25 protein-coding genes and 4 pseudogenes are annotated in these 26475 nt (G+C 69.0%); 17 read left to right on the top strand and 12 right to left on the bottom strand.

Features of this window, described 5'->3' with window-relative positions; translation table 11 throughout:
- Positions 1-28: 28 nt before the first annotated feature.
- Positions 29-1219, bottom strand: a complete 1191-nt coding sequence (locus tag JWN68_RS11800) for a nucleotide sugar dehydrogenase (RefSeq protein ID WP_297738944.1) — start codon at positions 1217-1219, stop codon at positions 29-31.
- Between the two features lie 30 nt (positions 1220-1249).
- Positions 1250-2392, bottom strand: a complete 1143-nt coding sequence (locus tag JWN68_RS11805) for an aminotransferase class I/II-fold pyridoxal phosphate-dependent enzyme (protein WP_297738947.1) — start codon at positions 2390-2392, stop codon at positions 1250-1252.
- A 322-nt stretch (positions 2393-2714) separates the two neighbouring features.
- Between JWN68_RS11805 and JWN68_RS11810 the strand changes: the two genes are divergently transcribed.
- The gene (locus JWN68_RS11810; protein WP_297738950.1) at positions 2715-4193 is read left to right on the top strand and encodes a hypothetical protein; all 1479 of its coding nucleotides are present in this window, start codon (positions 2715-2717) and stop codon (positions 4191-4193) included.
- A 76-nt stretch (positions 4194-4269) separates the two neighbouring features.
- Positions 4270-4821: a class F sortase gene (locus JWN68_RS11815; protein WP_297738953.1), complete on the top strand. Its 552-nt coding sequence runs from the start codon at positions 4270-4272 to the stop codon at positions 4819-4821.
- Positions 4822-4830: 9 nt separating this feature from the next.
- Here the strand turns inward: JWN68_RS11815 and JWN68_RS11820 are convergent, their stop codons facing one another.
- The 3 genes from JWN68_RS11820 to JWN68_RS11830 are packed head-to-tail and all read right to left on the bottom strand — an operon-like array spanning position 4831 to position 6447.
- Positions 4831-5544 (bottom strand): hemolysin III family protein, encoded by a 714-nt coding sequence (locus JWN68_RS11820; protein ID WP_297738956.1) that lies wholly within the window; start codon positions 5542-5544, stop codon positions 4831-4833.
- 52 nt (positions 5545-5596) lie between these two features.
- Entirely contained in the window at positions 5597-6103 is a 507-nt protein-coding gene (locus JWN68_RS11825; RefSeq protein WP_297738959.1) for an SRPBCC family protein, read from the bottom strand.
- A gap of 2 nt (positions 6104-6105) precedes the next feature.
- Complete coding sequence (locus JWN68_RS11830; protein ID WP_297738963.1) at positions 6106-6447, bottom strand: metalloregulator ArsR/SmtB family transcription factor; 342 nt, start codon at positions 6445-6447, stop codon at positions 6106-6108.
- Positions 6448-6522: 75 nt separating this feature from the next.
- Here JWN68_RS11830 and JWN68_RS11835 point away from each other — a divergent pair, with 75 nt between their 5' ends.
- Positions 6523-7263 (top strand): aldolase/citrate lyase family protein, encoded by a 741-nt coding sequence (locus JWN68_RS11835; protein ID WP_297738965.1) that lies wholly within the window; start codon positions 6523-6525, stop codon positions 7261-7263.
- A 69-nt stretch (positions 7264-7332) separates the two neighbouring features.
- Here the strand turns inward: JWN68_RS11835 and JWN68_RS11840 are convergent, their stop codons facing one another.
- The 3 genes from JWN68_RS11840 to JWN68_RS11850 all read right to left on the bottom strand — a co-directional run bounded on the left by JWN68_RS11840 (position 7333) and on the right by JWN68_RS11850 (position 9457).
- On the bottom strand, positions 7333-7563 hold the full coding sequence (locus JWN68_RS11840; protein ID WP_297738966.1) for a hypothetical protein: 231 nt from the start codon (positions 7561-7563) through the stop codon (positions 7333-7335).
- Between the two features lie 223 nt (positions 7564-7786).
- A complete protein-coding gene (locus tag JWN68_RS11845; RefSeq protein WP_297738969.1) occupies positions 7787-9061 on the bottom strand; it encodes a sigma-70 family RNA polymerase sigma factor in 1275 nt (424 codons plus the stop codon).
- A 45-nt stretch (positions 9062-9106) separates the two neighbouring features.
- Complete coding sequence (locus JWN68_RS11850; RefSeq protein WP_297738972.1) at positions 9107-9457, bottom strand: YciI family protein; 351 nt, start codon at positions 9455-9457, stop codon at positions 9107-9109.
- 330 nt (positions 9458-9787) lie between these two features.
- On the opposite strand from JWN68_RS11850, the gene JWN68_RS11855 reads away from it, so the two are divergent.
- From JWN68_RS11855 to JWN68_RS11900, 10 genes and pseudogenes are all read left to right on the top strand, one after another.
- Positions 9788-10183 carry a hypothetical protein gene (locus JWN68_RS11855; protein ID WP_297738973.1) on the top strand — a complete coding sequence of 132 codons (396 nt, stop codon included), beginning with the start codon at positions 9788-9790 and terminating at the stop codon, positions 10181-10183.
- Positions 10184-10195: 12 nt separating this feature from the next.
- Positions 10196-12214: pseudogene (gene pepN, locus JWN68_RS11860) on the top strand (aminopeptidase N); the annotation flags it as partial.
- A gap of 44 nt (positions 12215-12258) precedes the next feature.
- Positions 12259-12720, top strand: a complete 462-nt coding sequence (locus tag JWN68_RS11865) for a MerR family transcriptional regulator (protein ID WP_297738976.1) — start codon at positions 12259-12261, stop codon at positions 12718-12720.
- An 87-nt stretch (positions 12721-12807) separates the two neighbouring features.
- A complete protein-coding gene (locus JWN68_RS11870; protein ID WP_297738979.1) occupies positions 12808-13845 on the top strand; it encodes an NAD(P)-dependent alcohol dehydrogenase in 1038 nt (345 codons plus the stop codon).
- A gap of 157 nt (positions 13846-14002) precedes the next feature.
- Complete coding sequence (locus tag JWN68_RS11875) at positions 14003-14443, top strand: hypothetical protein (RefSeq protein WP_297738982.1); 441 nt, start codon at positions 14003-14005, stop codon at positions 14441-14443.
- 2 nt (positions 14444-14445) lie between these two features.
- A complete protein-coding gene (locus tag JWN68_RS11880; protein WP_297738985.1) occupies positions 14446-15726 on the top strand; it encodes a sensor histidine kinase in 1281 nt (426 codons plus the stop codon).
- On the top strand, positions 15723-16373 hold the full coding sequence (locus tag JWN68_RS11885) for a response regulator transcription factor (RefSeq protein WP_297738988.1): 651 nt from the start codon (positions 15723-15725) through the stop codon (positions 16371-16373). Before JWN68_RS11880 ends, JWN68_RS11885 begins: the two co-directional genes overlap by 4 nt.
- A gap of 110 nt (positions 16374-16483) precedes the next feature.
- Complete coding sequence (locus JWN68_RS11890) at positions 16484-16909, top strand: sigma-70 family RNA polymerase sigma factor (RefSeq protein ID WP_297738991.1); 426 nt, start codon at positions 16484-16486, stop codon at positions 16907-16909.
- Between the two features lie 4 nt (positions 16910-16913).
- Positions 16914-17342 (top strand): hypothetical protein, encoded by a 429-nt coding sequence (locus JWN68_RS11895; RefSeq protein ID WP_297738994.1) that lies wholly within the window; start codon positions 16914-16916, stop codon positions 17340-17342.
- Positions 17343-17416: 74 nt separating this feature from the next.
- A complete protein-coding gene (locus JWN68_RS11900; protein WP_297738997.1) occupies positions 17417-17551 on the top strand; it encodes a hypothetical protein in 135 nt (44 codons plus the stop codon).
- Between the two features lie 51 nt (positions 17552-17602).
- Here the strand turns inward: JWN68_RS11900 and JWN68_RS19330 are convergent.
- Positions 17603-17938: pseudogene (locus tag JWN68_RS19330) on the bottom strand (peptide-methionine (R)-S-oxide reductase); the annotation flags it as partial.
- An 87-nt stretch (positions 17939-18025) separates the two neighbouring features.
- On the opposite strand from JWN68_RS19330, the gene JWN68_RS19335 reads away from it, so the two are divergent.
- Positions 18026-18442, top strand: coding sequence for a rhodanese-like domain-containing protein (locus tag JWN68_RS19335; protein WP_366519797.1), 417 nt, complete (start codon positions 18026-18028; stop codon positions 18440-18442).
- Positions 18443-18870: 428 nt separating this feature from the next.
- Here the strand turns inward: JWN68_RS19335 and JWN68_RS19340 are convergent.
- Positions 18871-19176, bottom strand: a pseudogene (locus tag JWN68_RS19340) (alpha/beta fold hydrolase); the annotation flags it as partial.
- An 81-nt stretch (positions 19177-19257) separates the two neighbouring features.
- Between JWN68_RS19340 and JWN68_RS11905 the strand changes: the two are divergent.
- Both JWN68_RS11905 and JWN68_RS11910 read left to right on the top strand, forming a co-directional pair.
- A complete protein-coding gene (locus tag JWN68_RS11905; RefSeq protein WP_297739000.1) occupies positions 19258-20214 on the top strand; it encodes a proline iminopeptidase-family hydrolase in 957 nt (318 codons plus the stop codon).
- A gap of 390 nt (positions 20215-20604) precedes the next feature.
- Positions 20605-21435 carry a resuscitation-promoting factor gene (locus JWN68_RS11910; RefSeq protein ID WP_297739003.1) on the top strand — a complete coding sequence of 277 codons (831 nt, stop codon included), beginning with the start codon at positions 20605-20607 and terminating at the stop codon, positions 21433-21435.
- Between the two features lie 82 nt (positions 21436-21517).
- Here JWN68_RS11910 and JWN68_RS11915 read toward each other — a convergent pair whose 3' ends face one another.
- On the bottom strand, positions 21518-24343 hold the full coding sequence (locus JWN68_RS11915) for an Ig-like domain repeat protein (RefSeq protein WP_297739006.1): 2826 nt from the start codon (positions 24341-24343) through the stop codon (positions 21518-21520).
- Positions 24344-24494: 151 nt separating this feature from the next.
- Between JWN68_RS11915 and JWN68_RS11920 the strand changes: the two genes are divergently transcribed.
- On the top strand, positions 24495-26054 hold the full coding sequence (locus tag JWN68_RS11920) for a gamma-glutamyltransferase (RefSeq protein WP_297739009.1): 1560 nt from the start codon (positions 24495-24497) through the stop codon (positions 26052-26054).
- Here JWN68_RS11920 and JWN68_RS11925 read toward each other — a convergent pair.
- Positions 26051-26475, bottom strand: a pseudogene (locus JWN68_RS11925) (MFS transporter); the annotation flags it as partial. The gene JWN68_RS11920 and the pseudogene JWN68_RS11925 overlap by 4 nt on opposite strands.

Below are 26475 nucleotides of genomic sequence, written 5' to 3' on the forward strand. Positions count from 1 at the left end.
AAGGGAGGGGTGCAGAGAGGGCAGTGGCTCAGTCCGAGCCGAAGAGGTCGCGCGTGTAGACCTTGTCGCGGACGTCGTCGAGCTCGGGGGCCATCCGGTTGGCGACGATGACGTCGGCCAGCGCCTTGAACCCGTCGAGGTCGGCCAGCACGGGGGAGCCGTAGAACGTCCCTTCGGTGTCGAGCTGCGCAGCGGTGAGCTCCGGTTCATACACCACGACCTGCACGCCCTTGGCCTTGATGCGCTTCATGATGCCCTGCACCGAGGACTCGCGGAAGTTGTCCGAGCCTGCCTTCATCAACAACCGGTGGATGCCCACGACCCGGGGCTTGCGACCGAGGATGTCGAAGGCGACGAAGTCCTTGCGCGTGGTGTTGGCGCCGACGATCGCCGAGATCAGGGTCTGCGGCACCTCGGAGTAGTTGGCGAGGAGCTGCTTGGTGTCCTTGGGCAGGCAGTAGCCGCCGTACCCGAAGGACGGGTTGTTGTAGTGCGTCCCGATGCGTGGGTCGAGGCCGACGCCGTCGATGATCTGCCGCGACGAGAGGCCGCGCGAGAGCGCGAAGGAGTCGAGCTCGTTGAAGAAAGCGACGCGCATGGCGAGGTAGGTGTTGGCGAAGAGCTTGATCGCCTCGGCCTCGGTGGGTTCGGTGAAGAGGAGGGGTACGTCGTCCTCGTCGGCGCCCTTCAGGAGCAGCTCGGCGAACCGGCGGGCCCGCGAGCTGTCCTCGCCGACCACGATCCGCGCGGGGTGCAGGTTGTCGTGCAGCGCGCGACCCTCGCGCAGGAACTCGGGGCTGAAGATCACCTGGTCGGTGCCGAGCCTCTTGCGCACGTCGTCGACGAAGCCGACCGGGATGGTGGACTTGATCACCATCGTGGCCTGGGGGGCGAGGCGCATGACGTCGCCGATCACCTGCTCGACGGAGCGGGTGTTGAAGTAGTTCGTCACCTCGTCGTAGTTGGTCGGGGTCGCGATGATGACGAACTCCGTGCCGGCGTAGGCCTCTGCGGGGTCGGTGGTGAAGGTCAGCGTGAGGTCCTCGTCGGCGAGGAAGCGGCTGACGTCCCCGTCGTGGATGGGGCTCTGCCCCGCGCGCAGCTTCTGGATCCGGTCCTCGTCGAGGTCGAAGGCGACGACCTCGTTGTGGCGCGCGAGCAGGCACGCCATGGACAGTCCGACATATCCGAGGCCGACGACGGCGATCTTGGTGGTCACGATGGCCATTGTGCCCGGTGGCGACGCGGTTCAGGCGGCGAGTGCTGTGGCCATCCGGTGGACGATCTCCCGCAGTCGCTCGGGTGACGTTGCGAAGTTGAGCCGCACGTGTCCGGCCGCGCCGGGGTGGAACTCGTGCCCGGCCGAGAGACGGACGAGGCCGCGCTCGAGGCACACGCGGGCAGGGTTGCGATGGCCGTATGCACGCAGGTCGATCCAGGCGAGGTAGGTCCCCTCGACCCGCCGCATCCGCGCCTCGGGCAGCTCGGCCGCGAGGAGCTCGGCCAACAGCGTGCGCTGCTCGTCGAGGCGCTGCAAGAGCGCCTTGAGCCACGGGTCTCCCTGGTCGTACGCCGCAATCGCGGCCACCACCCCGATCGTCGACCACGAGTCGTTGCGCGCCATCGGCACGGCGAACAGCCTGTCCCGGGTCTCGTCGTCCCCGGTGACGATCTGGGCGCACTTGAGCCCGGCGATGTTGAACGCCTTCGAGGCAGCCACCAGAGCGACGGCGTGCTGGGCGGTGCCGTCGACGGCGAGGTAGGACGTGTGCTCTGCACCTGGCAGGACCAGCGGTGCCCAGATCTCGTCGCTGACGACCCGGGCGCCGTGCAGGGCGACGACGTCCCGGATCCCCTCGAGCTCGGGACGGGTGAAGACCCGTCCCCACGGGTTGTGCGGCTGGGTGAGGATCAGCGTGCGAGCACCGGCTGCGAAGTGCCGGTCGAGAGAGTCGAGGTCGATGCCGGACCGCTCATCGTCGACGTCCACCACGAGGTTCACGCGCCGGCGCCCGGTCACCTGCGCGATCTCCAGCTGGGGTGAGTAGGCCGGGATCGGCATCACCACGGGGGCGTCCTCGCAGAGTACGTCGAGGGCGAGTCGCATCCCGGCCGTTACGTCGACGACGGGCACGACGTGATCGGGGTCGACCGACTGGTCGAGGTGCCGACCGGCCCAGTCGGCGTACGCCTGGCCCAGCTCGCCGCCGAACTCGAACGCCGGATAGCCGGTCCTCCCGGCGCGGACCGCGTCCACCACCGCTTCAGTGACGACGTCGGCGACGGCGTAGTCCATCTCCGCCACCCAGGCGGGCAGGACGTCGGGATCGGTCATGCCCCACTTGAGGACGAGCGCCGCGCGGGCCTCCTCGTCGGTCAGGTCACGGATCATGGACAAACTCTAGGCGCGCCACGCTGGATGCTGGCCCGAACGGGCCACCGTGATGGCCCGTTCGGGGGCACTGCCCCACCCGTCCGGGTGAAGTCAATAGGTATTGCTAGCCATTTTTCCCCCAAGAGTGTACGAATGTGCACAAGCCGTTCGGGCGGCCCTCTCGGACACCGCGGAACGCCATCCTCTCGGGTGATTGACGACCGTGGACCACCGTTTGTCAACAGCTCCGCCTAAGCAGTCGGACCTCTGACTGTCCTGAAATGCCGCGCTGTCAGCGCGACCGAACACCAACCGGATGCCCTTCATCAAGGAGAATGAAATGAAGCGAATGATTCGCAGCGTGAGCGTGTGGGGCGCTGCGCTGGCTGTCGTGGGCTCAGGACTGGTCCTGAGCAGTGCCTCGGCCGACTCCGGCGCCGGATCCACTCCGGAGAACCCGATCCAGGTCGCGAGCCCGAGCGCCGTGCCGGCCGGCTCGACGCAGACGGGCTCCACCACCACGGACTGCGCCACCACGACGACGTGGACGCACACCGTGCCCGCCGTGGCCGAGACCTTCCACTCCGAGTATCGCTACAAGCGGGACATTCCCGCGGTCGCCGAGGTCAACCACCAGGAATACCGCTGGCCGCTCTTGAAGCGCACCTACACTCCGGCCCAGGCGGAGGTCAGCCACAACGAGTGGACCGCTGAGCAGCGCACTCGCACGAACACTCCCACCACGGAGTACGAGTGGGACAAGAAGGTTCAGTACCAGAAGGCTCGATGGAGCGGCAACACGTACATCGGCCCGATCAGCTACGACTACGACAACACCACGTACAGGTGGCGCGACTATGGTCTTGCTCCCGTCTGGACCTCGACCGCGACTGCTCCGACTGCTCCTGGGCCCGGTCGCGGTAATCTCATCCACAGATACAACGGCGAGTGGTACTACACGACATTCTACGAGTACCAGCGCACTGGTAGCACGAGGACGGTCAACAACTACGGCGCGTGGTCTGCCTGGACGTCCTACGGGAACAACCCGTACCTCAGCGACCCGACGCTCCCGGCCAACACGACCACGAAGGAATACCGCAAGTCTGGTCCTGTGAAGGTCGTCGACAAGCAGGCGGTCCCCGCATCGTTCAGCCCGTGGGTCGCTGACGGCTACTCGCCCTGGAGCACCAACTCCGCAGATCCCGCCGATCCCGACGGTCAGACCGGCGACACGAACCCGGCGAACCTCCGCATGGTCGGGTCGCCCCGCGAGCAGAAGACCGTGGTCGACTCTGCGGCTATCCCCGGCTACACCGAGTACTACGTGGCCGGTGGCGCGCCGTCGCCTGACGCTGCCGCTGCCTCGTGGATCCGCGAGCCCGCCCTTGCCGGTTGGACCCGTTTCCAGGAGCGCTCCGTCAGCAACAACGACGCCAAGCCCGCCGTCGTGACGTACTACGCCTACAACGACCAGAAGGTCTGCGAGACCCCCGCACCCGCCCCGACGCCGACCACCGAGGTCCTCGGCCAGCAGCAGGGCAAGGCGACCGGTCGCCTCTACACCAGCTGCCAGCGGACGGTGCGCGTCACCATGCGCAACAACAGCACGCGCGCTGTCGCCTACAAGGTGGTCGTGGGCCAGAAGGTCACGACCGTCCGGGTCAAGGCCGAGAGCACCCGCCGCTTCACCACCACCGGTGCCAACCGCGCCGTGGCCAAGCTGATGCTGGGCAACAAGGTGCTCGCGAAGAAGCGGATCCCCGGTTCATGTGGGGTTCCCGAGGTGCTGCCCGAGACGGGCCTGCGCCAGTCGTAGGACACACCAGAGCGCCGGCGACTCTGATCGTCGCCGGCGCTCGCTCCACCAGTTGGCACGGACAAGGAGCAGGACGATGAAGCGGATCCTTCCCTTGCTGGTCTTCCTGCTGTCCCTGGGCGGCGTCGGCACTGCCGGCGCCGCCGAGGCCGCGACTGCTGAGGCGGGGGCACCCTCCGAGCGCGTCGCCGCCATCGCCCCGCTCACGGTGCCGAAGCTCGGTATCCGCAGGGCACGCATCATCCCCGTGGGGATCAACGTCCGAGGTCAACTCGCCGTCGGTCCCAGCGTGAGGGCGGCCTACACCTGGAACCGCGGCGTCCGTCCCGGTCAACCCGGCAGCGCCGTCATCGCCGGCCACACCTGGTCCAGGGGCCCGGGCATCTTCGACAACCTCGGCGCCTTGAAGGTGAGCGAACGCTTCTCGGTCGGTCGGGCGGTCTTCGAGGTCAGCCGCGTGCGCAAGGTGAGGGGCCTGCGCCCCCGGGCGGTGCGCGACATCTTCTCCGACCGTGGTCCGGCACGGGTCGTCCTGATCACCTGCGGTGACCGATCCGCTGCGACCGGCGTCTACGCGACGCGGATCCTTGTGTACGCCCGCAAGGTCCGGCCGAAGGCCGCCGGCTGACGCACCTGCTCATCGAAGCGCGTAGGTCGCCAGCGAGACGCCGACGTAGTGCGCGACGAAGGCCAGGATCGTGAAGGTGTGGAACACCTCGTGGAAGCCGAACCACTCCGGCTTGGGGTTGGGCTTCTTCAGCGCATAGACCACTCCGCCGAGGGTGTAGAGCACGCCGCCGGCCACGACCAGGCTCAGTGTCGAGACCGCGACCGGCGTGCTCAGACGCTCGGCGCCGTCGATGAAGTCGGGGATGAAGAAGACGGCGAACCAACCGAGGCCGATGTAGATCGGGGTGTAGAGCCACCGCGGTGCGTTGGTCCAGAAGACCCGGAACAGCACTCCGAGCAGGGCCCCGCCCCAGATGCCGGTGAGCAGCCAGACGCGAGCCGACCCGTCGAGCAACAGCATGGCGAAGGCGGTGTAGGTGCCGGCGATGAGGATGAAGATGTTCGAGTGGTCGAGCCGGCGCAGCAGCGCCCACACGGCCGGTTGCCAGGTGCCGCGGTGGTAGGTCGCCGAGACACCGAACAACAGCAGCGCGGAGGCGATGAAGACCCCCGAGCCGACCTTCGTAGCGACTGACGGTGACAGCACGATCAGCACGACCCCGCCGGCCGCCACCACGGGGATCGACCACGCGTGGATCTGGCCCCGGAGGCGCGGCTTGAGCTCAGCCATCTTGTCGGCCATCACGATCAGGGCCGCGTCGTGGTCGAGAAACTTGGTCACGATCGCCATTGTGGTCCTCGTTGGAGCATTGGACGAACCCATGCCCAGATCGTCAGGACTTTGTCCCCGCCTGCGCGGTTTCAGCGACGTACGCCGCCAGGTTGCCGAGCGTCTGTTGGCCACCCTCGATCGCGTGGTACTTCTCGACTGCCTCGTCGCGAAGCTCGTTGCTGGGGAACACCGTGCGCATCTCGATGAGGGTCGCCGCGCCGTCAGCCGCGAACGTCAGGGTCGACTCGAAGGCGTTCGGGTCATTGATGGACTCGCCGTGCAACATGGCGATCCGCGTGGGTGTGGTGATCTCGGTCCAGGTGATCCACTCCTGGTAGTCCGTCCCGTCGGGTCCGTGCATGACGAAGTCCCACGCCTCACCGACGTGGAACTCGAAGGCCCGCGTGGTGGTGGTGAAGCCTTCTGGCCCCCACCACTGCGCCAGGTGCCGGACCGCGGTGAACGCGTCGAACACCAGCTCGCGGGGGGCGTTGATGACCCGGGTGATGACGATCTCTCGGTCGGCCGTCGCTGACTGAGCCGGTGCGTCCCGCTGGGTCGATGCCATGGTCACTCCTCCTGTTGTGAGTCGTTGAGGTCCTGCACATACCGGTCCAAGCGGTCGCGGCTGTCGTTCCAGAACTGCTCTAACCCGCCGGTCCACTCGTGGATCGGTCGCAGCCCATCGGCGTTCAGGCCATACAGCCGCTGCTTGCCTGCCTCGCGGTCCCGCACCAGTCCGACCTCCCGGAGCACCCGGAGATGCTTGGAGGTCCCCGGCTGGGTCATGCCGAGCTCCTGTGCCAGCTCCGTCACCGGTCGTTCCCCGGCTCGCAGCAGCACCAGGATCTGCCTGCGCTGCGGCTCGGCGATCGCGTTGAAGACGTCTGACGTCGTTGCCGCTCGTGCCATGGAGGAAACATATGCCTATACAGGAATGTCAGACAGGAGCAAGGCCCGGTGCGTACAGCGACCTAGGGTGGCCCGATGAACGAGTCTGATGTGCGACAGCGGTGGTCCGCGGGGGAGCCGTGCCATGGGCTGTGGAGCCTGCTGCCGGGCGTCGTGAGCGCCGAGATGCTCGCACGGACAGGGGCGGACTACGTCGTCGTCGACCTGCAGCACGGCGCCGCGACGGAGGCGGACGTACCTGGCGTCGCCGCGGCGATCAGGGCGGCGGGCGCGGTGCCGCTGGTCAGGACCCGCAGCTCGTTGTTCGCCGACGTCGGCCGGCCCCTCGACCTCGGTGCCGGCGGAGTCATCGTGCCGAACGTGCGCAATGCCGAGCACGCACGCGAGATCGTGGCCGCCACGCAGTACGCCCCCGCCGGTGGGCGGTCGATCGGGCGCCTGTCCGGCGGAGCCGATGAGCCGCTGGTCATCGTCATGGTCGAGACCGCGACCGCCCTCGAGGACCTCGACGCGATCCTGGGCGTGCCGGGGCTGGACGGGATCTACGTGGGGCCGGGGGACCTCTCCTTGTCCTTGGACCTGACCGGCGAGGGCCGCTCGGGCGAGCTGCGCGGAGTGCTGTCCGCGATCATTGCCCGTGCCGTTGCCGCCGGAGTGCCGATCGGAGTGCACGCCTACAACGGCGACGACGCCGCCCGCTTCGCCGCAGAGGGCGCGAGGATCGTGACCGTCGCTGTGGACACCGTCTCGCTGGGCGAGGCCATGGCGCACCACCTCGGCGTCGCGCGGACTCCGCCTGCTCACCCCGCGCAGTGAGATGCTCCGCGGGGCAGGCTGGCCCGCCCGCGGCTCAATGATTCGTCGCGCTCGCGACTCCGGCCGCGATCAGGCCCTGGCCCGCCGTGTAGGTCGCCATGACGAACGAATCAAGGACGGGTCGAGGCTCCGGGAGCTGGCAAACATCGCGCAGAGGATCGTCGCGTAGGCCGCGACCGGCACCCGGAGCGAGGCGTCCTGGCGGCCCGCGGCGACGCTCATCACCGGCGCGGCGCTCAGCCACATGCCGAGCGCAACCTTCAGGCCGCCGGTGGCGTGGTCCTCCCGATCGCCGCGCACTGAGCTGATGGTGCTGAGCGCGGCGAACCGCGCACCCGAGAATCACGCATGGAGGAGAGCCCCTCTGGACAGGTGGAGGGCGAACGTAACCCCCGGTTTGTCCAGTGGGAAGGGCCGAGCGCCGGAAATCCTTGCGTCAGGCGCGCCGGTGTCCGTCGGTGTCACCCCTGGGGCGCGGGACTCAATCCGCCAGGCGCTGCTGTGCCCGTAGGTACGGGACAGGTCACGGAGATTCGGGGGCTGCAAGCTGCGAATCTGCCGCTCGACCCAGCAGCAACGACTGCTCGCGATCGTTGGCGGTGAGCGACGCTGCCTCGCGGAACGCCGCAGCTGCTTCGACATGACGACCTGCGCGCACGAGCAGGTCAGCGCGGACGCTGGGCAGGAGGTGGGAGCCGACGAGTGCGCCGACCGGGAGACGATCGAGGATCGCGAGTCCTGCGCTCGCGCCGAATGCCCGACCGTGGGCGACGGCCCGGTTGACCTCCACGATGGGACCGGCGGCCGCTTCGGCGAGCACGTCGTAGAGCCTGGCGATGGCATGCCAGTCGGTTTCCGCCGCGCTGGCAGCGCGGGCGTGGTGGGAGGCGATCGCGCCCTGGAGGTAGTAGCGACCGACGGACTTCCCCCGTCCGGCGAGGCTCTCCGCCCGCTGCAACGCGGCCAGGCCGCGGCGGATGAGCAGCTCGTCCCACAAGTTGCGGTCCTGGTCGTCGAGCAGCACCGGCGTGCCCTCGGCGTCGACGCGGGCTGAGGCGCGCGACGCCTGCAGCTCCAGCAGCGCCTGCAGACCGTGCACCTCAGGATCGTCCGGGATCAGCTCAGCAAGCATCCTGGACAGGCGGATCGCCTCGTTCGTCAGCTCGGGCCTCATCCAGTCGCTGCCCGCGGTCGCGGTGTAACCCTCGTTGAAGATCAGGTAGACGACGGCCAGCACGTCGTCGAGCCGCTCGATGCGCTCGGCACCCGTAGGGAGCTCGAAGTCGACCCCGACCTCGCTGAGCGTCTTCTTCGCCCGAGATATCCGCTGACCTATGGCGGTCTCGCCCACCAGGAAGCCACGGGCGATCTCCGCGGTCGTCAGACCCCCGACCAGGCGAAGCGTCAACGCCGCCCGCGACTCGGCGGTCAGCCTCGGGTGACAGGACAGGAAGATCAGTCGCAGGACGTCGTCCTCGATGAAGTCCACCTGCGAGGTGAGGTCGGACATCGGGTCCTCCTCCCTCAGGCCGCGGCCCAGCTCTTCGGTCCTGTGACGCAGGTTGTCGGCGCGTCGGAAGCTGTCGACGGCTCGGCGCTTGGCAACTGTCATCAACCAGGCGCCGGGGTTGTCGGGGATGCCATGCGTGGGCCACTGCTCCAGTGCGCTGACCAGCGCGTCCTGGGCCAGGTCCTCGGCGAGGTCGAGGTCGCGGGTCATGCGCGCCAGTGCTCCGACCAGCCGCGCGGACTCCTCACGCCAGGTGGCGGTGATGGTCTCGCGCGTGGTCCGGGCCATGCGGCCAGCCTAGGGCCGGCCGCACGGCCTCAACCTGGTGAGACCTCAGGCCTCGGTCGCCTCGGACGGCGCTTCCGAGATCTGGCGCAAGGTGGCGACCATCTCGCACTCGGGCCAGTACTTCGCGTGCAGCTCGGCGAACTCCAGCTGTCCGGCGACGGCCTCCTCGACGCTGTCGAACTGGAGCAGGGCCCACCCACCGACGACCTCCTTGGCCTCTGCATACGGACCGTCCACCCGAGTCGTGTCGCCCTTGCGGACGACGAAGTTGATCGCGTCCTCGGTGCCGTACAGGCCGCCCCCGTCGAGGAAGTGGCCTCCCTGCGCTTGGTCGCCGATGTAGGCGTCCATCGCGTCCATCAACGCCTGGGGCGGCGCGCCGATGTCTTCTTGCATCCTGACAAATCCCATGAACCGTGGCATTGCTCTGCTCCTCAAGCTTCGGCACCACCGCTGCTCGGTGGCTGACTCACCCGTACGTCGAACGACATCCTGCGCCTTCGACATCGCGTGCCGAAGTATTTTCGCCAACGCACCCCCCAGTGCTCGAGGAGGCCATCGCCGACGCCATCCTCGACGGAGACTGCTAGTCGATCGCATCACGCGTTCTCACCAGCGGCAACCACACAGCCCCGGCCGTGCCGCGTCGCACACACCCGCGTCCTAGGCTGCACCGGTCGCTCGTCTCGGACGGCTTCCGCAGCCCCCTGAGTGAGGATCACGCCCGTGGCCGTCCGCAGTCTTCGACAGGAGGAGGCCCTCGAACGTGCCTCCCTGATGTCGGTCAGCTCCTACGACATCGACATCGACCTCACCGACCTGGTCGACGGTCCGGCCTTCCGGGCGGTGAGCACGGTGCGGTTCGCCGGGACTGCCGGGGCGTCGACGTTCGTCGACTGCTGTGCAGAGGTGGTCTCGGCCACGCTGAACGGCAAGCCGTTGCCGGCTGCGGAGGAAGGGCGGATCGCGCTCGCCGATCTCGCCGAGGAGAACGAGCTGGTGGTCGCCACCGTGCAGAGTGATACCGCGCACGGGCGCGGGGTCCACCGCGCGGTCGACCCCGGCGACGACAACGTCTACCTCTGGACCACCTTCGAGCCCGACGAGGCGCGCTACGCGTAAGCCTGCTTCGACCAGCCCGATCTCAAGGCACCCCACACCTTCACCGCGCCCGCGACCTGGACCGTCGTCAGCAACTCGGGCGACCCCGTCATCGAGGGCGTGGAGGGTGGCCGCCGGTGGACGTTCGCTCCCACGCCCCCGCTCTCCACCTACAACCCCGTGGTGGTGGCCGGGCCGTTCGTGGAGGTGCGTCGGGAGGTCGACGGCTACGAGCTCGGCCTGTACGCCCGCCAGACCCTGGCCCCCGCACTCGAGCGCGACGCCGAACAGCTGTTCACGATCACCGCACAGGGGCTCGCATTCTTCGGCGAGCGCTTCGGCATGCGGTTTCCGCAGCGCTCGTACGACCAGGTGTTCCTGCCCGAGTTCGGCGGGGCGATGGAGAACTACGGGTGCGTCACCTGGGCCGACGACATCCTGCGCCGCCACGAGCCCACCGTCAGCGAGTGGCAGCTGTTCACCAACGTGCTGCTCCACGAGATGGCGCACATGTGGTTCGGCAACATCGTCACGATGCGCTGGTGGGACGACCTGTGGCTCAACGAGGCCTTCGCCGAGTTCGCCTGCATGTGGGCGGCCGAGCGGGCCACGGCGTACGGCGACACGGCTGCCAACAACCTCGTCGTCGACAAGCTCCGCGCCTACCTCGCCGATCAGGGCCCCAGCTCGCACCCGATCCGTCAGGCCGTGCCCAGCGTCGCCGACGCCGAGTCGATCTTCGACGCCATCACCTACCCCAAGCGTGCGGCGGTCCTGAAGCAGCTGATGCACTTCGTCGGCGAGGACACCTTCTGCGTGGGCATGAGGGCCTACTTCGCCGAGCACGCCTGGGGCAACACCACCCTCGACGACCTCGTCACCTCCCTCGAGCAGGCGAGCGGTCGCGACCTCCAGCCGTGGCGCACCGCCTGGCTGGAGACCGCCGGCGTCGACCGGCTGGGCATCGAGCACACCGACGACGGGCTGGTGCTCACGGCCGTCGGCGCGCATGGTGCCCCACACCCGCAGGTGGTGGGCGTGGGCGCCTACCGCCGCGCCGGAGAAAAGCTGGAGGAGGTGGGCTCGGTCCTGGTGGAGGTGGACGGTGAGCGCACCGCCGTCGAGGGACTGCCCCAGGCGGACCTCTACCTCGTGAACCACGACGACACCACCTTCGCCACCACTCGCCCCGACGCGGCCGGACGGGAGATCCTGGTCGGTCGACCCTCCGGTCTGCCGACGACGCTGATCCGCGCCGTGGCAATGGCCACCGTGTGGGACATGCTCTCGAACGCCGAGGCGACGGCCGCCGAGGCCGTGGGCGCGCTCACCGACGTGTTGTCGGTCGAGACGGTCGAGACGGTCGCGGAGCCGTGCTTGACGCTCGCCCTCACCGCCGCACAGCTGTGGGCTCCCGAGTCCGAACGGGCCGGCCTGGAGGCGCAGGTGGGCGACACGGCGCAGCGCATGGTGGACGCAGGGGTGTCGAGGCACTCGGCGCTGCGCGTGCTTGCGCGTACGGCGACAGGCGACGACCACCTCGCCAGCGTGCGCGGGCAGGCCGGCGACGACCTCGACCTGCAGTGGTACGTCCTGCAACGCAGGGCCGAGCTCGGCGAGGTGGAGACCCACGCTCTCCAAGCCCTGCAGGAGCGCGACCTCGATCCCGACGCCTGGGTCCGGGCGCTCTGCGCGCGAGCCAGCTCACCCTTCGCCGAGCTGAAGGAGGAGGCATGGACCGCGATGGTGGAACGTACCGTTCCCATCGAGACGTCAGGTCCGCTGGCGGCAGCCTTCTGGCAGCCCGGCCAGGAAGATGTGCTTGCGCCGTACGCCGAGCGCTATCTCAAGGTGCTGCCCACCCTCCATGAAGGCGGGATGATCCCGGCCCTGACGCTCTCCAAGGTCCTCTTCCCGGTGTTCGCCATCGACGAGGAGTGGGTGCGGCGTGCGCGTGAGATGGGGGCCACCCAATGCGCGCCGGTGGTGGTCAGCGGGCTCACCGAGCGTTCCGAAGAGGTGCTGAGGATGCTGCGCGCAAGGGCGTTGTGATCGGCCTTTGACCTCAAGTACGTGAAGTTCCTACGGTCGTAGACATGGACGTAGGAACCTCAGAGCGCGAGTACACGATCAAGGAGGCGGCAGCGCTGACCGGCCTGCCGGCGAGCACGTTGCGCTACTACGAGTCGATCGGCGTGATCGCACCGATCGCCCGTGGGGCGAGCAGCAAGCACCGGGTGTACGACGAGTCCGACCTCGACCAGCTGATGTGGATCGCCTGTCTGGCCGCGACGGGGATGTCCGTGGGCGACATGCGGCAGTACGTCGCCAACGGGCAGCTCGGTCCAGGGGCCGCCCAGGACCAGGTCCAGCTGCTCACGGCGCAGCAGCAGCGGCTTGCCGCCGAGGCCCAGCAGCTCGCGCTCCGTCAGCGCTACGTCCGCATCAAGATCGACTACTGGCACGCCGTCGACGCGGGAGACGAAGAACGAGCCGAGCTCATCTCGCGTGAGGCGCGGCTCCTCGCCGACAAGCTCAAGCACGCCAAGCACCAGTAGCCGAGCCGCGGCGCAGCGCACCAACAGTCCGCTGTGCAGTCGCGCCCGGACCACACCTCCATTCTCACCACCAACAGGAGAACCCCTATGAAGGTCAACGCCTACGCCGCACCCCAGGCAGGTGCCCCGCTCGCCCCCACCACCATCGAACGCCGAGCCGTCGGAACGAACGACGTCCTGATCGGCATCGAGTACGCCGGCATCTGCCACTCCGACATCCACACCGTCAACGGCGACTGGGGACCTCAACCGTTCCCGCTCGTTCCCGGTCACGAGATCGTCGGGACTGTCACCGAGGTCGGCAGCGAGGTCACCACCCACAAGGTCGGCGACCGCGTCGGCGTGGGCTGCATGGTCAACGCGTGCCGCGAGTGTGCCAACTGCCTGCGCGGCGACGAGCAGTACTGCCTCAACGGCATGGTCGGCACCTACGCCGCGACCGACCGCGACGGCACGACCACCCAGGGTGGTTACTCCACCGACGTCGTGGTCGACGCCGACTTCGTCCTCTCGATCCCCGAAGGCCTGGATGCCGCCGCCGCCGCTCCGCTGCTGTGTGCCGGCATCACGACGTACACCCCGCTCAAGCACTGGGACGCCGGACCGGGCACGAGGGTCGCAGTCGTCGGTCTCGGCGGCCTGGGTCACATGGCCGTCAAGATCGCCCACGCTCTCGGGGCCCAGGTCACCGTGCTCTCCCAGTCGCTGAAGAAGCAGGAAGACGGACTACGTCTCGGCGCTGACCACTACTACGCCACGTCCGACCCCGACACCTTCGAGGCACTCGAAAGCAGCTTCGACCTGATCATCAACACCGTCAGCGCGGGCATCGACGTGAACGCCTACCTCGGGCTGCTCGCCGTCGACGGCACCTTGGTCAATGTCGGCGCCCCGCCGGAGCCTTTCCAGGTCGACGCCATGTCCCTGATCGGGGCACGCCGCTCGTTCGCCGGCTCGATGATCGGGGGCATCGCCCTGACGCAGGAGATGCTGGACTTCTGCGCCGAGCACGCCATCGCGTCCGAGGTCGAGGTCATTACCGCCGATCAGGTCAACGAAGCCTACGAACGCGTCCTGGCCTCTGATGTCCGCTACCGCTTCGTCATCGACACCTCGACGATCTGAGCGGGCCAACGCCATCGTCGGCGGCGTCCCCGCCAAGCTCATTCACACGACGGGATTCCACGCCTCCTTGAACTGTGAGGGTGCTAGCACCATCGGACAACTGACGCAGAGGGCATGGTTCCGAGCAGGGTGGTCTCATCAACCCTAGGAGGAAACAATGACTCACTCGAAGCGATCCCTCTCGTCCCTGACGGCCGCGACCTTGCTCACCGTTCTGGGCGCGGCTGCACCCGCGCTGGCAAGTCACGGCGACGACGACGGCGGCGGCAGTGGCAGCGGTGGCGGTGGCGGTGATGGCGATGACCGCGTGATCATCACTGGTCAATGCAACGGTGCCGCCGACTGGAAGCTCAAGGTGAAGACCGACGACGGGCGGCTCGAGGTAGAGGGCGAGATCGACAGCAACCGGACCGGACAGCGGTGGACCTGGACGATCACCCACAACGGATCTGTGTCCGCACGAGGAGCGGCCCAGACCTTCGGGCGGAGCGGCTCGTTCAGCATCGAACGCACGATCGTCGACCTGGCCGGCACCGACCGGGTCGGCTTCCGTGCCGTGCACGCCGGACAGGTGTGCCAGGGCATGATCAACTACTGATCGTGAGCCTGCTCAGGAACCCCGTGGCGCAGTTCTTGGCCGCGGGGTTCGTGACGCTGGTCCTCGTCATCCTGGTGACGAGCAGGCTCAGTCGTGACGCTGCCGACGACGAGGCCATCAAGGACGCCCAGGCGCTCACCCGGGTCCTGGCGCAATCCGTGGCTGAACCGGCGATCCCGCCCGGTCTGGTGTCCGGTGACGCTGCCGCCATCGACCAGCTCGACCGCCGGGTGCTCGACAAGTTGTTGGTCGAGGACGTCCTCCGCATCAAGATCTGGGATGAGGACGGAACCGTCCTCTACAGCGACCAGACGGAGCTCGTCGCGAGCAGCTATCCGCTGGGGGACGACGAGCTGGAGATCCTGGACGACGGCGGCATCGACGCGGAGATCTCGGACGCCGACCGGCCCGAGAACCGCTTCGAGAGCGATCTGGGCGGGGTGCTTGAGGTCTACACCCGGATCGAGTCCCCCGAGGGACAACCCCTGCTCTTCGAGGCCTACTACTCGGCCGCCGAGATCGAGGCGCAGCGCGCACAGGTGCTCGACCGGTTCCGTCCCATCACCGTCGGGGCACTGCTGGCGCTCGTACTCATCACCACTCCGCTGATGCTGCTGCTGACCCGCAGGGTCGCCCGGTCGGGCCAGGAACGTGAGGTGCTGCTGCAGTCCGCCATCCAGGCCTCTGACGCCGAGCGGGTCCGGATCGCGCGGGACCTGCACGACGGCGTGGTGCAGGACCTGGCCGGCTCGTCGTACGCGCTGTCGACCATCTCATCGCGGGCCGGCGTGGACGCACCGATGGCTGACGAGCTGGAGGAGGTCAGCCGATCGCTCCGCGCGAGCATGCGTGCGCTGCGGTCGCTGCTGGTGGAGATCTATCCCCCTGACCTGCACACCGAGGGCCTCGCTGCGGCGCTCACCGACCTGGTCGCGCCCGTGGTCTCGACCGGCACTCAGGTCGACCTCGACGTCACAGGTGAGGACGAGGCCTCGGAGACTGCAGTTGCCCTCGTCTGGCGGGTCGCTCAGGAGGCGGTTCGCAACGTCGCTCGCCACGCCCGCGCCGAGCGGATGTCGGTGACCGTACGCCGCGAGGCCGATCACCTGATTCTTGAAGTGGTCGATGACGGCACCGGGTTCGACCCCGCCGCTGCGCAGTCGGCAGGGCACCTCGGGCTCCGCGGCCTCAACAGCCTCGTCCGCGACGCCGGCGGGACCCTGGTCGTGACCTCGACACCGGGGTCTGGCGCGACTGTCCGCCTCGAGGTTCCGGCGTCATGACCGACCCGCCCAGCGCCGGTCGGGACGGCCCCGTCACTCGTGTGGTGATCGTCGACGACCACGCGGTGGTGCGCCGTGGCCTGAGCGGACTGATCGAGAACGCCGACGACCTCACCGTGGTGGGGGTGGCGGCTGATGGTCAAAGCGCCATCGACCTGGTGCGCGAGCACCGTCCGGACGTCGTCCTGATGGATCTGCAGATGCCTGGTGTCGACGGCGTGGAAGCCACCCGCCGGATCGTGGACGAAGAGCTCGGCGCCGAGGTGCTGGTGCTGACGTCCTTCTCCGACGCCAGCCGGATCGTCGCTGCCATCGACGCCGGGGCGGTGGGCTACCTGCTCAAGGACGCCGAGCCGCGTGACCTGCTCGACGGCATCCGCGCCGTGGCGCGCGGCGAGTCACCGCTCGACCCCAAGGCTGCCCGGCTGCTGCTTCGCTCACGCACGGACTCCGACCATGTCGAGCTGTCCCCCCGGGAGAAGCAGGTCCTCCTCCTGGTCGTCGACGGCCTGCTCAACAAGCAGATCGCCACGCGGCTCGGCATCACCGAACGCACCGTCAAGGCCCATCTCACCTCGGTGTTCCAACGCATCGGTGTCAACGACCGCACCCAGGCAGCACTCTGGGCTCAACGACACCAACTCTGAACCATTCGGCGCGCACGAGGACGGCTTCGTTCGGGGCTGCCCTCAACGTTCTCGGGCGGCTCCTCGTCAAGAGGGCGACGGGGAGATGGTTGCGACAGGAAAGGGGCCGGGTGGACGACTCGACGAGAGCCTGGGACCTCACCCAGGAGACGTTGGCGCGAATGGGCGAGCGATGGGAGCGGACGACGTACGACACACCGGCGGCCTATGCCCGCACGGTGATGGTCCGGCTCAACATCGACCGCATCCGCCGGCTGCGCCGGGAGCTGCCGCGCTCCACAGCCGGGCCGGAGGTGGCCGCGCCCGTCGAGGATCTGGACGGCATGGCCCCGTGGCTCGTCGAGGCGCTGTCCAGCCTGTCCCCACGCCAGCGCACGGCGCTGGCCCTTCGGCACGTCGAGGACCTCGACGTGCGGGGGATCGCCGAGCGGATGAGCGGCTCGGAGGGATCCGTCAAGAGCCACCTGTCCCGAGGCACCGAGCGCCTGCGCGAGCACGCACGCGGCCGCGGACTGCTGACCACACGAGAGGGATGACGCGATGACCGAGGAACAGATCAAGGACGGGTACGAGCGGCTCGACTCCGCCCTGCGCCCGCCGCAGGACGCGCTCAACCGGGTCGAGAAGCGCATAGGTGCACGACGTCGGCGCCGTCGGCTCGGTGCCGCTGCTGGCACCGCGGTCGCCGCAGCCGCGGTCGGTGGCGACGCCGCAGTGTCGATGGGTGGCTCGGACGATGGTCGTGAGGGTGTCGTGACGGTCAGCTGTGACCCGCCCGCTCCAGCGGGTGGCGGAGCCGGTGGAGGGAACCTGAGCCGGGTCTACCTCTCCAGCCCGATCCTCATCGAGGGGGAGCAGGTGGTCCAGCCCTTCGTGCTCATCGAGGCCGACGTGAAGAAGCTCCAGCAGCCGCGCACGTTCACGCTGCCCATCGAGAACGCTGACGGTTCCTCGGAGTCACTTCCCTGACCGTTTTCATCGCCGACACGGAGGGCGCCCCGGACGGCAACGAGGTTGTCAGCGGCTCGGGCAGCACCGGCACGGTGAGTGTCACCCGGGCCTCGTGCGACCCGACCCCGGTCCTCGAGCTCGAGGTGGACGCCACGTTGGCCAGTGAGGAGATGACCGACGAGGGGCAGGCCAAGGAGTCGTTGGAGCTCGACGGCTTCGTGCGCTGACTGCACGTGCGGATCGGTCGGTTCCGGCAAACCTTCGTCGAGCGTGAGCGCAGCGCCGTTGATGCACCAACGCTGGCCGGTGGGCACGGGACCGTCGGCGAAGACGTGCCCCAGGTGGCCGCCGCAGCGCGCACACCTGGCCTCGCGGCGCGGAAACAGCAGCTTGAAGTCGGTGCGAACCAGCACAGCATCGCGCGTCGCCGAGTCCGAGACCGCGCACCGGTAGACGCCGTCTGCATCAGCTGGCAGGTGCGCATATTGGCTGCTCCCCGGGGACTCCGTACCCGACCGGCGGAGCACACGATAGGCCTCTGGTCCCAGGCTCGTCTGCCACTCGGCGTCGGTGCGCACCAGCTGGGGCCGGGGTCGCGAGCGCCGCTTGAACATGGGAACAGCCTAGGGACCGAGGCCCGAGTGGCAGGCATTCGGCAGGCCCTCCCGGGGTACGAGCGGTGTACCAGTGAGGAGGGCCGCATGACCATTGCGTTGAGCCTGGACCAAAGTCGGGTTGGCGCCGCTCTTGCGCGGGCGCGGACGGGGTTGTCCCGACTCGGGCCAGTTGAGGCGCGCGGCGCGCAGGAGGCTGGCGCCTTGCTCGTGGACACCAGGACTGATTCCCAACGAGAGTGTCAGGGTGACCTGCCAGGTGTCGTGGTCATCGACCGCACCGTGCTGGAGTGGCGGTTGGACCCCACCAGCGAACACTGCATCCCCGAAGCGCGCGCCAGGCCGTCAGTCATCGTGATCTGTCGACAGGGATACAGCTCGTCGTTCGCTGCAGCGGACCTTCGTCGGTTGGGCGTGGACGCGACTGACGTGATCGATGGCGTCGAGGGTTGGATACGGGCCGGACTGCCCCTGTTCGACGGGCGGCCTGACGTTCGTGGGTGACCGCCGGGGCTGCATTCACGAGGCTGAGCCGCGCTTCTCGCTGAATCGATCTCGAGACAGGAAGCGATGCTCGGCAGCACGAGGCCGAGACGGTGCAGCATTCCATCGTGGTCGAGCGCGGGCACCACGTCGTACGCGACATGGCGTGCGTTGAGGTCTCGTTGCAGCTCGTGGGGCGACATGAGCGAGGCAAGGTTGTCGTCCAGCTCGCCCCACCACGCGCGCACAGGACACGGAAGCTCGGCCAGGGACGCACGAGGCAGGCGCCCCACAGCGTCCCAGAACGCGACTTCGGCGTCCGGGTCGAAGGCCGCGACCACCTCGGTCCACGTGTCCGGGTCTCGACGTGCCTCTGCGTTGCGAGCGCGCACCCGGTGCCCCATCCGGCTGAGGTCGGCGGTGAGCGGAAACCCGCCGCAGGCGACGGCTGTGACCCGTGGGTCGCCTACTGCTAGTTGAGCGGCCATCACCCCGCTCATGGAGTATCCGAACGCTGCGTAGGACTCGACATCAAGGTGGTTCAGCACCCGCTCGATGTCGCGGGCGAATCCCTCTCCGGCATATGAGCCGGGTCGAGCGCTCGGGCCGAAGCCTCGCGGTGCCACTGTCACCATCCGGAACCGATCCCGTATCGCCGACAGGTCCACCGCAGTCCAGTCGATGTTGAGGCGTGGTACCACCACCACGGGTCCATCACCCGTGGTCGACCACCAGATCCCGTCGAGCTCCGCCACCAGGGCAGCGTAGGCACAGCGGCCCGGCAAGGGGGTGCGGCGCCCGCGATCCGCGGAACCGCACCGGAGTAGGTTGCGACCATGGACTCTTCACCGGCCTCGTACTTCGACACGTCATCGTGGGACCCGCGCGACGCCATCTCCGGCGGCTCACGCCTGGTGCCCATCAGCACGCCGGTCGGCGAGTTCCGCGTGTGGACCAAGCGGGTCGGCACGAACCCGGACCTGAAGGTGCTGTTGCTCCACGGCGGCCCGGGGGCAAGTGGCGAGCAGTACGAGTCCTTCGACGCGTGGTTCCCCGCGGCCGGTATCGAGTACTACTACTACGACCAGCTCGGGTCCTTCCGCAGCGACCAGCCCGACGCCCCGCAGTTGTGGGACCTCGACCGGTTCGTCGACGAGGTGGAGCAGGTCCGACAGGCGCTTGAGCTGGACAGCAGCAACCTGGTGCTTCTTGGGCAGTCGTGGGGCGGACTGTTGGCGATGGAGTACGCCGTGCGCCACCCGGACAAGCTGAAGGGCCTGGTGATCTCGAACATGATGTCGAGCTCGCCGCTCTACAACCAGTACGCCACCGACGTCCTGATGCCGGCGATGGACCAGGACGTGCTGGCCGAGATCAAGCGGTTCGAGGCCGAAGGCACCACCCACGACCCGCGCTACGAGCAGCTGCTGACGGAGCACCACTACGCACTGCACGTCTGCCGACTGCCAGTGGGGGAGTGGCCCGACCCGGTCAACCGGTGCTTCGCGCACATCAACCCCGCGATCTACGTGCCGATGCAAGGCCCCAGCGAGCTCGGGATGAGCGGCACCCTGGAGACCTGGGACCGCTCCGGCGACCTGGCGGACATCGACGTGCCGACGCTGGTCATCGGCGCCGCCCACGACACCATGGATCCCGAGCACATGCGATGGATGTCGGAGCAGCTCCCGCAGGGGCGCTACCTGCACTGCCCGGACGGCAGCCACCTCGCGCAGTTCGACGACCCTCAGCACTACTTCCCGGGGTTGATCCAGTTCCTTCAGTCACTCTGAGGCGCGGGTATTCGCGGCTAGGTGAGACATGGTCACGCCCCACGACTGGCTCAACGAGCCCACCCGTCCCCAAGGACCAGGCCGATGTCGGCAGCAGGCTGGATCGGCGATGTGTCACGCACTGTTGATATGGGCCGAGGACGCCTGTCTAGGCACGTGACTGACACGGGGACTGGGGGAAGCGCCATCCCTCGACGCCCAATACGGCTGGGCCCGATTCGACTTCGGCGCCGACCTCATGTTGTGGTGAAGGGGTCGTTGGTGTGCCCTCCCCGAGAGGCGCCTACCCCATGTGAGGCGTTGCACCCTGCGGCCTCGACGGTCCACCCCCGTGGCTGTCGCGTCCGAGCGCCCCCGACGGCGCCCCGAACTACGTGAGGTCCTTTGCGCGTGCGCCCAGCAACCACCAGCGTTCTCCCAGCCCGTTTCCGTCAGCTCGCCGCGGGCACCACAGCGGCCGTCCTGGCGCTCACCCTCGCCCCCGGGGCTGCCAGCGCGCAGGAGGCGACCGAGAACTACTCCGACGCCGCCTCTCCCGTGTCCGTCCGGCTGAAGGTCGCCACCCAGCCCCCCGTCGAGATCGCCGTCGCCCCGCGCGTCTGGCCCACCCGCCTGGTCAAGCGCGCCGGCGTCCCGGTCGACGGCAACGACCTGGTCAAGGTCGTCCGGGACGGTCGGCTGGTCGTCGACGCGAGCGCCAAGCGGGTCCGCGACGGCGACACCGTTCGCTTGGTCGACGTCGAGAAGCAGCGCAAGACGCGCACCGCAAAGGTCCCCGCCGGAACGGTCGAGGTCCCCACCACCGAGCTCGCTCCCGGTCGCCGCAAGGTGGTCCGCGAGGGCCGCCCCGGTGTCCGGCAGGTCGTCGCCGTACGAACCCTCCACAACGGTGAGCCGGTGACGTTCCGCGTCGTGGCTCGCAAGGTCGTCCGTGAGCCCCGGTCCCGCAGGGTCCTCGTCGGTCGCGAGCCGTGGTCAGTCCCAGGAGCCGACGGCCTCAACTGGGCCGCCCTCGCGCGGTGCGAGTCCGGGGGCAACCCCCGCGCCGTCAACCCGGCCGGCTACTACGGCCTCTACCAGTTCAGCGTCGGGACCTGGAACAGCGTCGGTGGGTCCGGTATGCCGCACCACGCATCCGCCGAGGAGCAGACCTACCGCGCCAAGCTGCTCTACACCTCGCGAGGCCGCTCCCCGTGGCCCAACTGCGGTCGCCTGCTCTGAGCCAGGTCCGCTGACCCGGACGCACCACCGCCCCTGACCCGCATCGAAGCGAGACAGGGGCGGTTGCGTTGCTAGTCGACGGTCAGCGCACGACCTTCACGGTCGTGACGATCATGCGTGGCCCGACGCGGACGCCGATGTTCCACCAGGTGTGGTGGCGCATGGCGTGCTCGAAGGTCACGCCGAGGGCCCAGGTGTCCTTGCCGATGCGCTTGAAGGGGACGCCGCCGCCGGCTGGGCGTTGCGGCGTGTACGCGGCGAAGACATAGCTGGGACGCGTCGCCGACTTGACCAGCACCGTGTAGGTACGGCCACGGTGGACCACGAAGTGGCCCTTCTCCATGGCCGCGCCGCGGATGGACAGGTCGGTCGTCCGGGCGACCAGGCGAGTGGTGCTGGTGTTGCCTGCCTGATCGGTCGCCACAGCCCGGTAGATCACCCGGTGGCCCTGGGTCTTGCGAGTCACCTTGCAGGTGGCGACCCCGGAGAGGCGATCGGTCGCGCGACAACCGGCGACGGGCCCGTGGGCGAAGTACGTCGCCCCGGCCCGGACCTTCGTCAGTCGCACCGTGGGCCGGACGGCGTCGATGTCGACGCTCACCGTCGCGGTGGCAGCACCACCGTCGGTCGCCATGATCGTGCGAGTGACCGACTGGCCGGCCGCGTTGGCGGACAGGGTGACCGGGCCCGGGCAGGCCTCGGTCAGTGGTGCGCCGGACTCGGTGCAGGAGAAGGTGACGGTCACCGGGGCGGCGTACCACCCGTTCTGACGAGCCTTGCTGCTCGACACCGTTGCGGTGATCGTCGGGTCACGACGAGCGGTGGACGCTGAGGAGCCGGAGAAGGAGGCATCGCCGGCGTAGACCGCCGAGACCTCGCGGGTGCTGCCGGCAGGAACCTCGTAGGTCAGGGTCGCCGTACCTCCCGAGAGGCTCGCGCTCCCGACCTCGGATCCGCCGACGTAGAACCGCACGGTGCCGGAGGGGTCGCCGGCGCCGGGTGCGACCGGAGCTACGCCCGCGGTGACGACGTTGCCGGTGACCTTCACCGTGGAGGTGGTCGCTGCCTTGCTGACCGTCAGCGTCACGGGGGTGGCGCTGGAGGTGGCATAGCGGTTGGTGTCGGTGGGCGTGAAGACCGCTCCGACGGGGTGGGAGCCGACCGCGAGCGTGGAGCGAGTCAGCTCGGAGCTGGTGGCGGTGCCGTCTGCGGCCGTGACGACGGGTTCGCCGATCGGAGAGCCGTCGAGGGTGAACTGCACCGAGCCGTCCCGGACGTCGCCCACCCGGACCGTGGCCGTCGCCGGTTGGCCGTAGACGACGTTGCTGTTCGACAGCGTCACCACGGCGGTGGTCGTCTCACGGACGACGTCGACCTGCTGGTACGCCGGCGGAGCGCCGTCGTAGTCGGGGCTGCCGAGCTGATCTGCCTCGATCACGCAGCTTCCGGCGTGATCGAAGCTGACCACGTCACCGACCAGCGAGCAGGCGTCGTTGGTCGTCGCCTCGTCGATCGAGAGGGTGACCGGCTGCCCGGAACCACCACCAGTGGTCTCGACGGTGTAGCTCCCGCTCACCACTGCGGGCGACGGCGGCTGGGAGGTGAAGGTGATGGCCTGAGGGGCCTTCCCGACGGTCATGGTCTGGCTCACGGTCGGGGCGGCGAAGTAGCTGTTGTTGCCGGCCTGGTCCGCATCGACCTTGCACTCGCCGACGTGCTCGAAGGTCACCACGCCTTCGGGCGTCACGGTGCACGCGGTGCTGGCGGTGCTGAAGGTCACGGGATTGCCCGAGCCCCCACCGGTGGCAGTCGCCGTGTACGTCGTGCCGACGACCGGCTCGGCCGGCTGGAGCGAGGTGAAGGTGATCTCCTGCGTGGTGAGCAGCGCGATCACCGTGAGATTGTTGTCGCCGCTCGCGACGTACGCGCGGTTGGTGGTCGGATCGACCTCGACCGACACCGGGAAGTCACCGACCGCGACGGTGCCGTCGACGGAGTTGTCGCTCAGGTCGATCACCGACACGTTGTCGCTGTTGCGGTTGGTGACGAACCCGGTGCCGGTGCCCGGGTTGACCTCCATGTCGGAGGGTCCGCTCCCGGCGGAGAAGGTGCCGATGTTGGTCTCGGTGGCCGTGTTGACCACCGACACCACCTCGGCATTGTTGTTGACGACATAGGCCCGGTCGCCGACCGGGTCGACGGCGACCTGGATGGGGCCGGCGAACCCACCGATCTGCTTGGTGATACTGGTCCCCGTGACCACGGCGAGGGTGCCACCGAACAGGGTGGCCACGTACGCCTTGTTCGTCGTCGGGTCGACGTCCACGGCCCACGGGCGGCTACCGGCATACCCGGTGTTCGTGCGGGTGGCGGGAGTCGTGGTGGTGTCGAACACCGAGACGACCTCGCTGTCGTAATTGGCGACGTACACCCGATGGGTCGTGGGGTCGACTGCGATGCCGATCGGGTTGACCAGCCCGGTCAGGGAACCGACGACCGTGTTGGTGGTGGTGTCGATGACCGCCACCGTGTTCCCGCTGCCCACGACGTAGGCGCGGTGGGTGCTCGAGTCGACCGCGATCCGGCCAGGCCCTGGCACTGCGATGGTCGTCTTGATGGTGTTGGTGGCCAGGTCGACGACCGACACGACGTTCGCACTGCCTCGGGAGACGTAGAGCGACTGGTTGGCGGTGTCGATGCCCATCCCGTCACCCACGCCGGCACCCATGGGGATGGTGGCGATCACGCCGTACGCCTGCGTGGGTGCCGCGGCCGCGGTTGGGCTCGCGGACGCCAGGGCGGCGGTCCCTGCGGCCAGCGTCACCGTCAGCGCGCCGATGAGGATCTTCTTGATGGATCGGGCACGTCGCGGCGTGGCGCGCGTGTGGGCATGCAACATCTGGGTCATCGCGGTCCTAGCGAGAGGTCGACGGGGGGTGGTCGAGGGGCCTTGAGCGTAAGAGCCCCATCCAGGCCGTGTCCGGCGTTCGCAAATATGGGCAAGACTGCGGGGGTGACGGACGAGACGACGCACGACTTCGGCGCAGTAGCGTCACCTCGTGCCTGACAAACCCGCGAACGTCGCCGTCGCGGCCCCCCACCACCTGGCGGTCGACGCTGCCCGCGAGGCGGTCGAAGCAGGCGGTGGCGCGGTGGACGCCGCGCTCGCTGCCGCGATGGCGCTGACCGTGGTCTACCCCCACCAGTGCGCGATCGGAGGCGACCTGATCGCCGTCGTCCGCCGGCCGGACGGCTCGATGACGAGCGTCAACGCGAGCGGGAGGTACGGGACCGGAGGCCGACCGGGCGAAGGGACGGTGCCGGTCAGTGGACCTGGCTCGATCACCGTGCCGGGGATGGTGTCGGGCTGGGAGGCCCTCCACGAGCTCGGTGGGACGCTCCCAGTGGCCCGTCTCCTGGAGCCGGCCATCCGCCTCGCCGCCAACGGGGTGCCCGTGACCGAGCGGCTCGCAGCTGCGATGGCTGCGGTCGACCTCGACACCGACAGTGACCCCGGACTTCGTGGTCTCGTCACCGACGCCGAGGGTCGGCGCCTGACGGCCGGCGTGGTCCTCCGCCAGGAGGCGCTCGCACGCTCCCTCTCGAGGCTCGCCGAGGACGGCCTGCGCAGCTTCTATGCGGGACGTCTCGGCGACGAGGTGTCGGCGGCGTTGCAGGACCTGGGCGCGCCGGTCACCCGCGACGACCTGCGCCGGCACACTCCGGCCCTGGCGGACGTGCTCACGGCGGAGGCTGCCAACTGTCGACTCAGCACCGTCCCGCCCAACTCCCAGGGCTACCTCTTCCTCGTCACGATGCTCGCCGCAGACCGCCTCATCTGGCGGGGGGTCGTGATCGACGACCGGGTCCTGCTCGAGCTGTTCCTGCGCACGACCGCCCGGCGCGAAGCCGAGCTGGCGGATCCCGACCACATGTCGGCCACGGGAGCCGAGCTGATCGACCCGGCCCAGGTCGAGCGCGACGTCGCGGCTGTCATGGAGCGTCTCGACGCGCCGACCACACCCCACACGGTGCCCCCGGCACCGCGGCGCGACGGCGACACGGCGGCCGTGACGGCCGTCGGGGCGGACGGCACCGCGGTCTCCCTCGTCCAGTCCCTGTTCCACTCCTTCGGCTCGCGCCTGCACGACCCCGCGACCGGCATCACCTTCCACAACCGCGCTGCCGGGTTCTCGAGCGACCCGGGTCCCAACTCCCTCGCGCCGGGCAAGCGTCCGGCGCACACGCTGATGCCGCTCATCGTCGAGCACGCCGACGGTTGGGTGGCGGCCCACGCCACGATGGGCGGGCGGCAGCAACCCCAGATCCACGCCCAGGTGCTGCGACAGCGCCTCGCCGGGGCCACCGCGAACGAGGCGGTGTCCGCGCCGCGGTTCGTCCTGGCTCCGCTGGATCGCGACGGGACGTACGGCGTGCATGCCGAGCCCGGCCTCGGCGACGAAGCGCTGGGCGACCTCGAGCGTGCCGGGCTTGCCTTCCGCCGAGGAACCGACCTCGACGAGGAGGTCGGCCACGCGATGGTGTGCACCCTGCATCCGGATGGCACGCTGGACGCGGGCGCCGACCCGCGCAGCGACGGGGCGACCTACGGGGTCTAGGCGTCCTGCATCTCGACGTCGCCTGCGTCGCGCGGCATGAGCAGCCCGGACAGCAGCAGCGCTAGGGCCACCACGGCGGAGCAGACGAAGACGGCGTGGATCGCGGGCGCCAGCACACCGGCCGACAGGTGCTCGAGGTCGAGCGGCTGGCCTGCGGGCGCACTGCCGGCCACCCGGCTGTTGACGATCGCGCCGAACGCCGCGACACCGACCGCGCTGCCCATCGACCTGGCGAACATGTTGGTGCCGGTGGCCACGCCGCGGTGCTCCCACCCGACGCTGGACTGCGCGACGATGACGCCCGGGCTGGCGACGTACCCGAAGCCGATGCCCATCACGAAGCACGGCAGGGCCAGCTGCCACAGGGCGCTGTCGGCGTCGACCGGCAGCAGCAGGGCCGCGCCCGCGATCACGAACAGCG

The organism is Nocardioides sp. (assembly GCF_025964975.1).
Classification (GTDB): Bacteria; Actinomycetota; Actinomycetes; order Propionibacteriales; family Nocardioidaceae; genus Nocardioides.

What these genes read in the sequence shown, in the direction of transcription:
- JWN68_RS11830 (WP_297738963.1), bottom strand. Translation starts at nt 6,447, where the DNA reads ATGGCACGAGCGGCAACGACGTCAGACGTCTTCAACGCGATCGCCGAG.
- JWN68_RS11815 (WP_297738953.1), top strand. Translation starts at nt 4,270, where the DNA reads ATGAAGCGGATCCTTCCCTTGCTGGTCTTCCTGCTGTCCCTGGGCGGC.
- JWN68_RS11805 (WP_297738947.1), bottom strand. Translation starts at nt 2,392, where the DNA reads ATGATCCGTGACCTGACCGACGAGGAGGCCCGCGCGGCGCTCGTCCTC.
- JWN68_RS11895 (WP_297738994.1), top strand. Translation starts at nt 16,914, where the DNA reads ATGACCGAGGAACAGATCAAGGACGGGTACGAGCGGCTCGACTCCGCC.
- JWN68_RS11835 (WP_297738965.1), top strand. Translation starts at nt 6,523, where the DNA reads ATGAACGAGTCTGATGTGCGACAGCGGTGGTCCGCGGGGGAGCCGTGC.
- JWN68_RS11845 (WP_297738969.1), bottom strand. Translation starts at nt 9,061, where the DNA reads ATGGCCCGGACCACGCGCGAGACCATCACCGCCACCTGGCGTGAGGAG.
- JWN68_RS19335 (WP_366519797.1), top strand. Translation starts at nt 18,026, where the DNA reads ATGACCATTGCGTTGAGCCTGGACCAAAGTCGGGTTGGCGCCGCTCTT.
- JWN68_RS11875 (WP_297738982.1), top strand. Translation starts at nt 14,003, where the DNA reads ATGACTCACTCGAAGCGATCCCTCTCGTCCCTGACGGCCGCGACCTTG.
- JWN68_RS11915 (WP_297739006.1), bottom strand. Translation starts at nt 24,343, where the DNA reads ATGACCCAGATGTTGCATGCCCACACGCGCGCCACGCCGCGACGTGCC.
- JWN68_RS11850 (WP_297738972.1), bottom strand. Translation starts at nt 9,457, where the DNA reads ATGCAAGAAGACATCGGCGCGCCGCCCCAGGCGTTGATGGACGCGATG.
- JWN68_RS11825 (WP_297738959.1), bottom strand. Translation starts at nt 6,103, where the DNA reads ATGGCATCGACCCAGCGGGACGCACCGGCTCAGTCAGCGACGGCCGAC.
- JWN68_RS11905 (WP_297739000.1), top strand. Translation starts at nt 19,258, where the DNA reads ATGGACTCTTCACCGGCCTCGTACTTCGACACGTCATCGTGGGACCCG.
- JWN68_RS11885 (WP_297738988.1), top strand. Translation starts at nt 15,723, where the DNA reads ATGACCGACCCGCCCAGCGCCGGTCGGGACGGCCCCGTCACTCGTGTG.
- JWN68_RS11810 (WP_297738950.1), top strand. Translation starts at nt 2,715, where the DNA reads ATGAAGCGAATGATTCGCAGCGTGAGCGTGTGGGGCGCTGCGCTGGCT.
- JWN68_RS11870 (WP_297738979.1), top strand. Translation starts at nt 12,808, where the DNA reads ATGAAGGTCAACGCCTACGCCGCACCCCAGGCAGGTGCCCCGCTCGCC.
- JWN68_RS11865 (WP_297738976.1), top strand. Translation starts at nt 12,259, where the DNA reads ATGGACGTAGGAACCTCAGAGCGCGAGTACACGATCAAGGAGGCGGCA.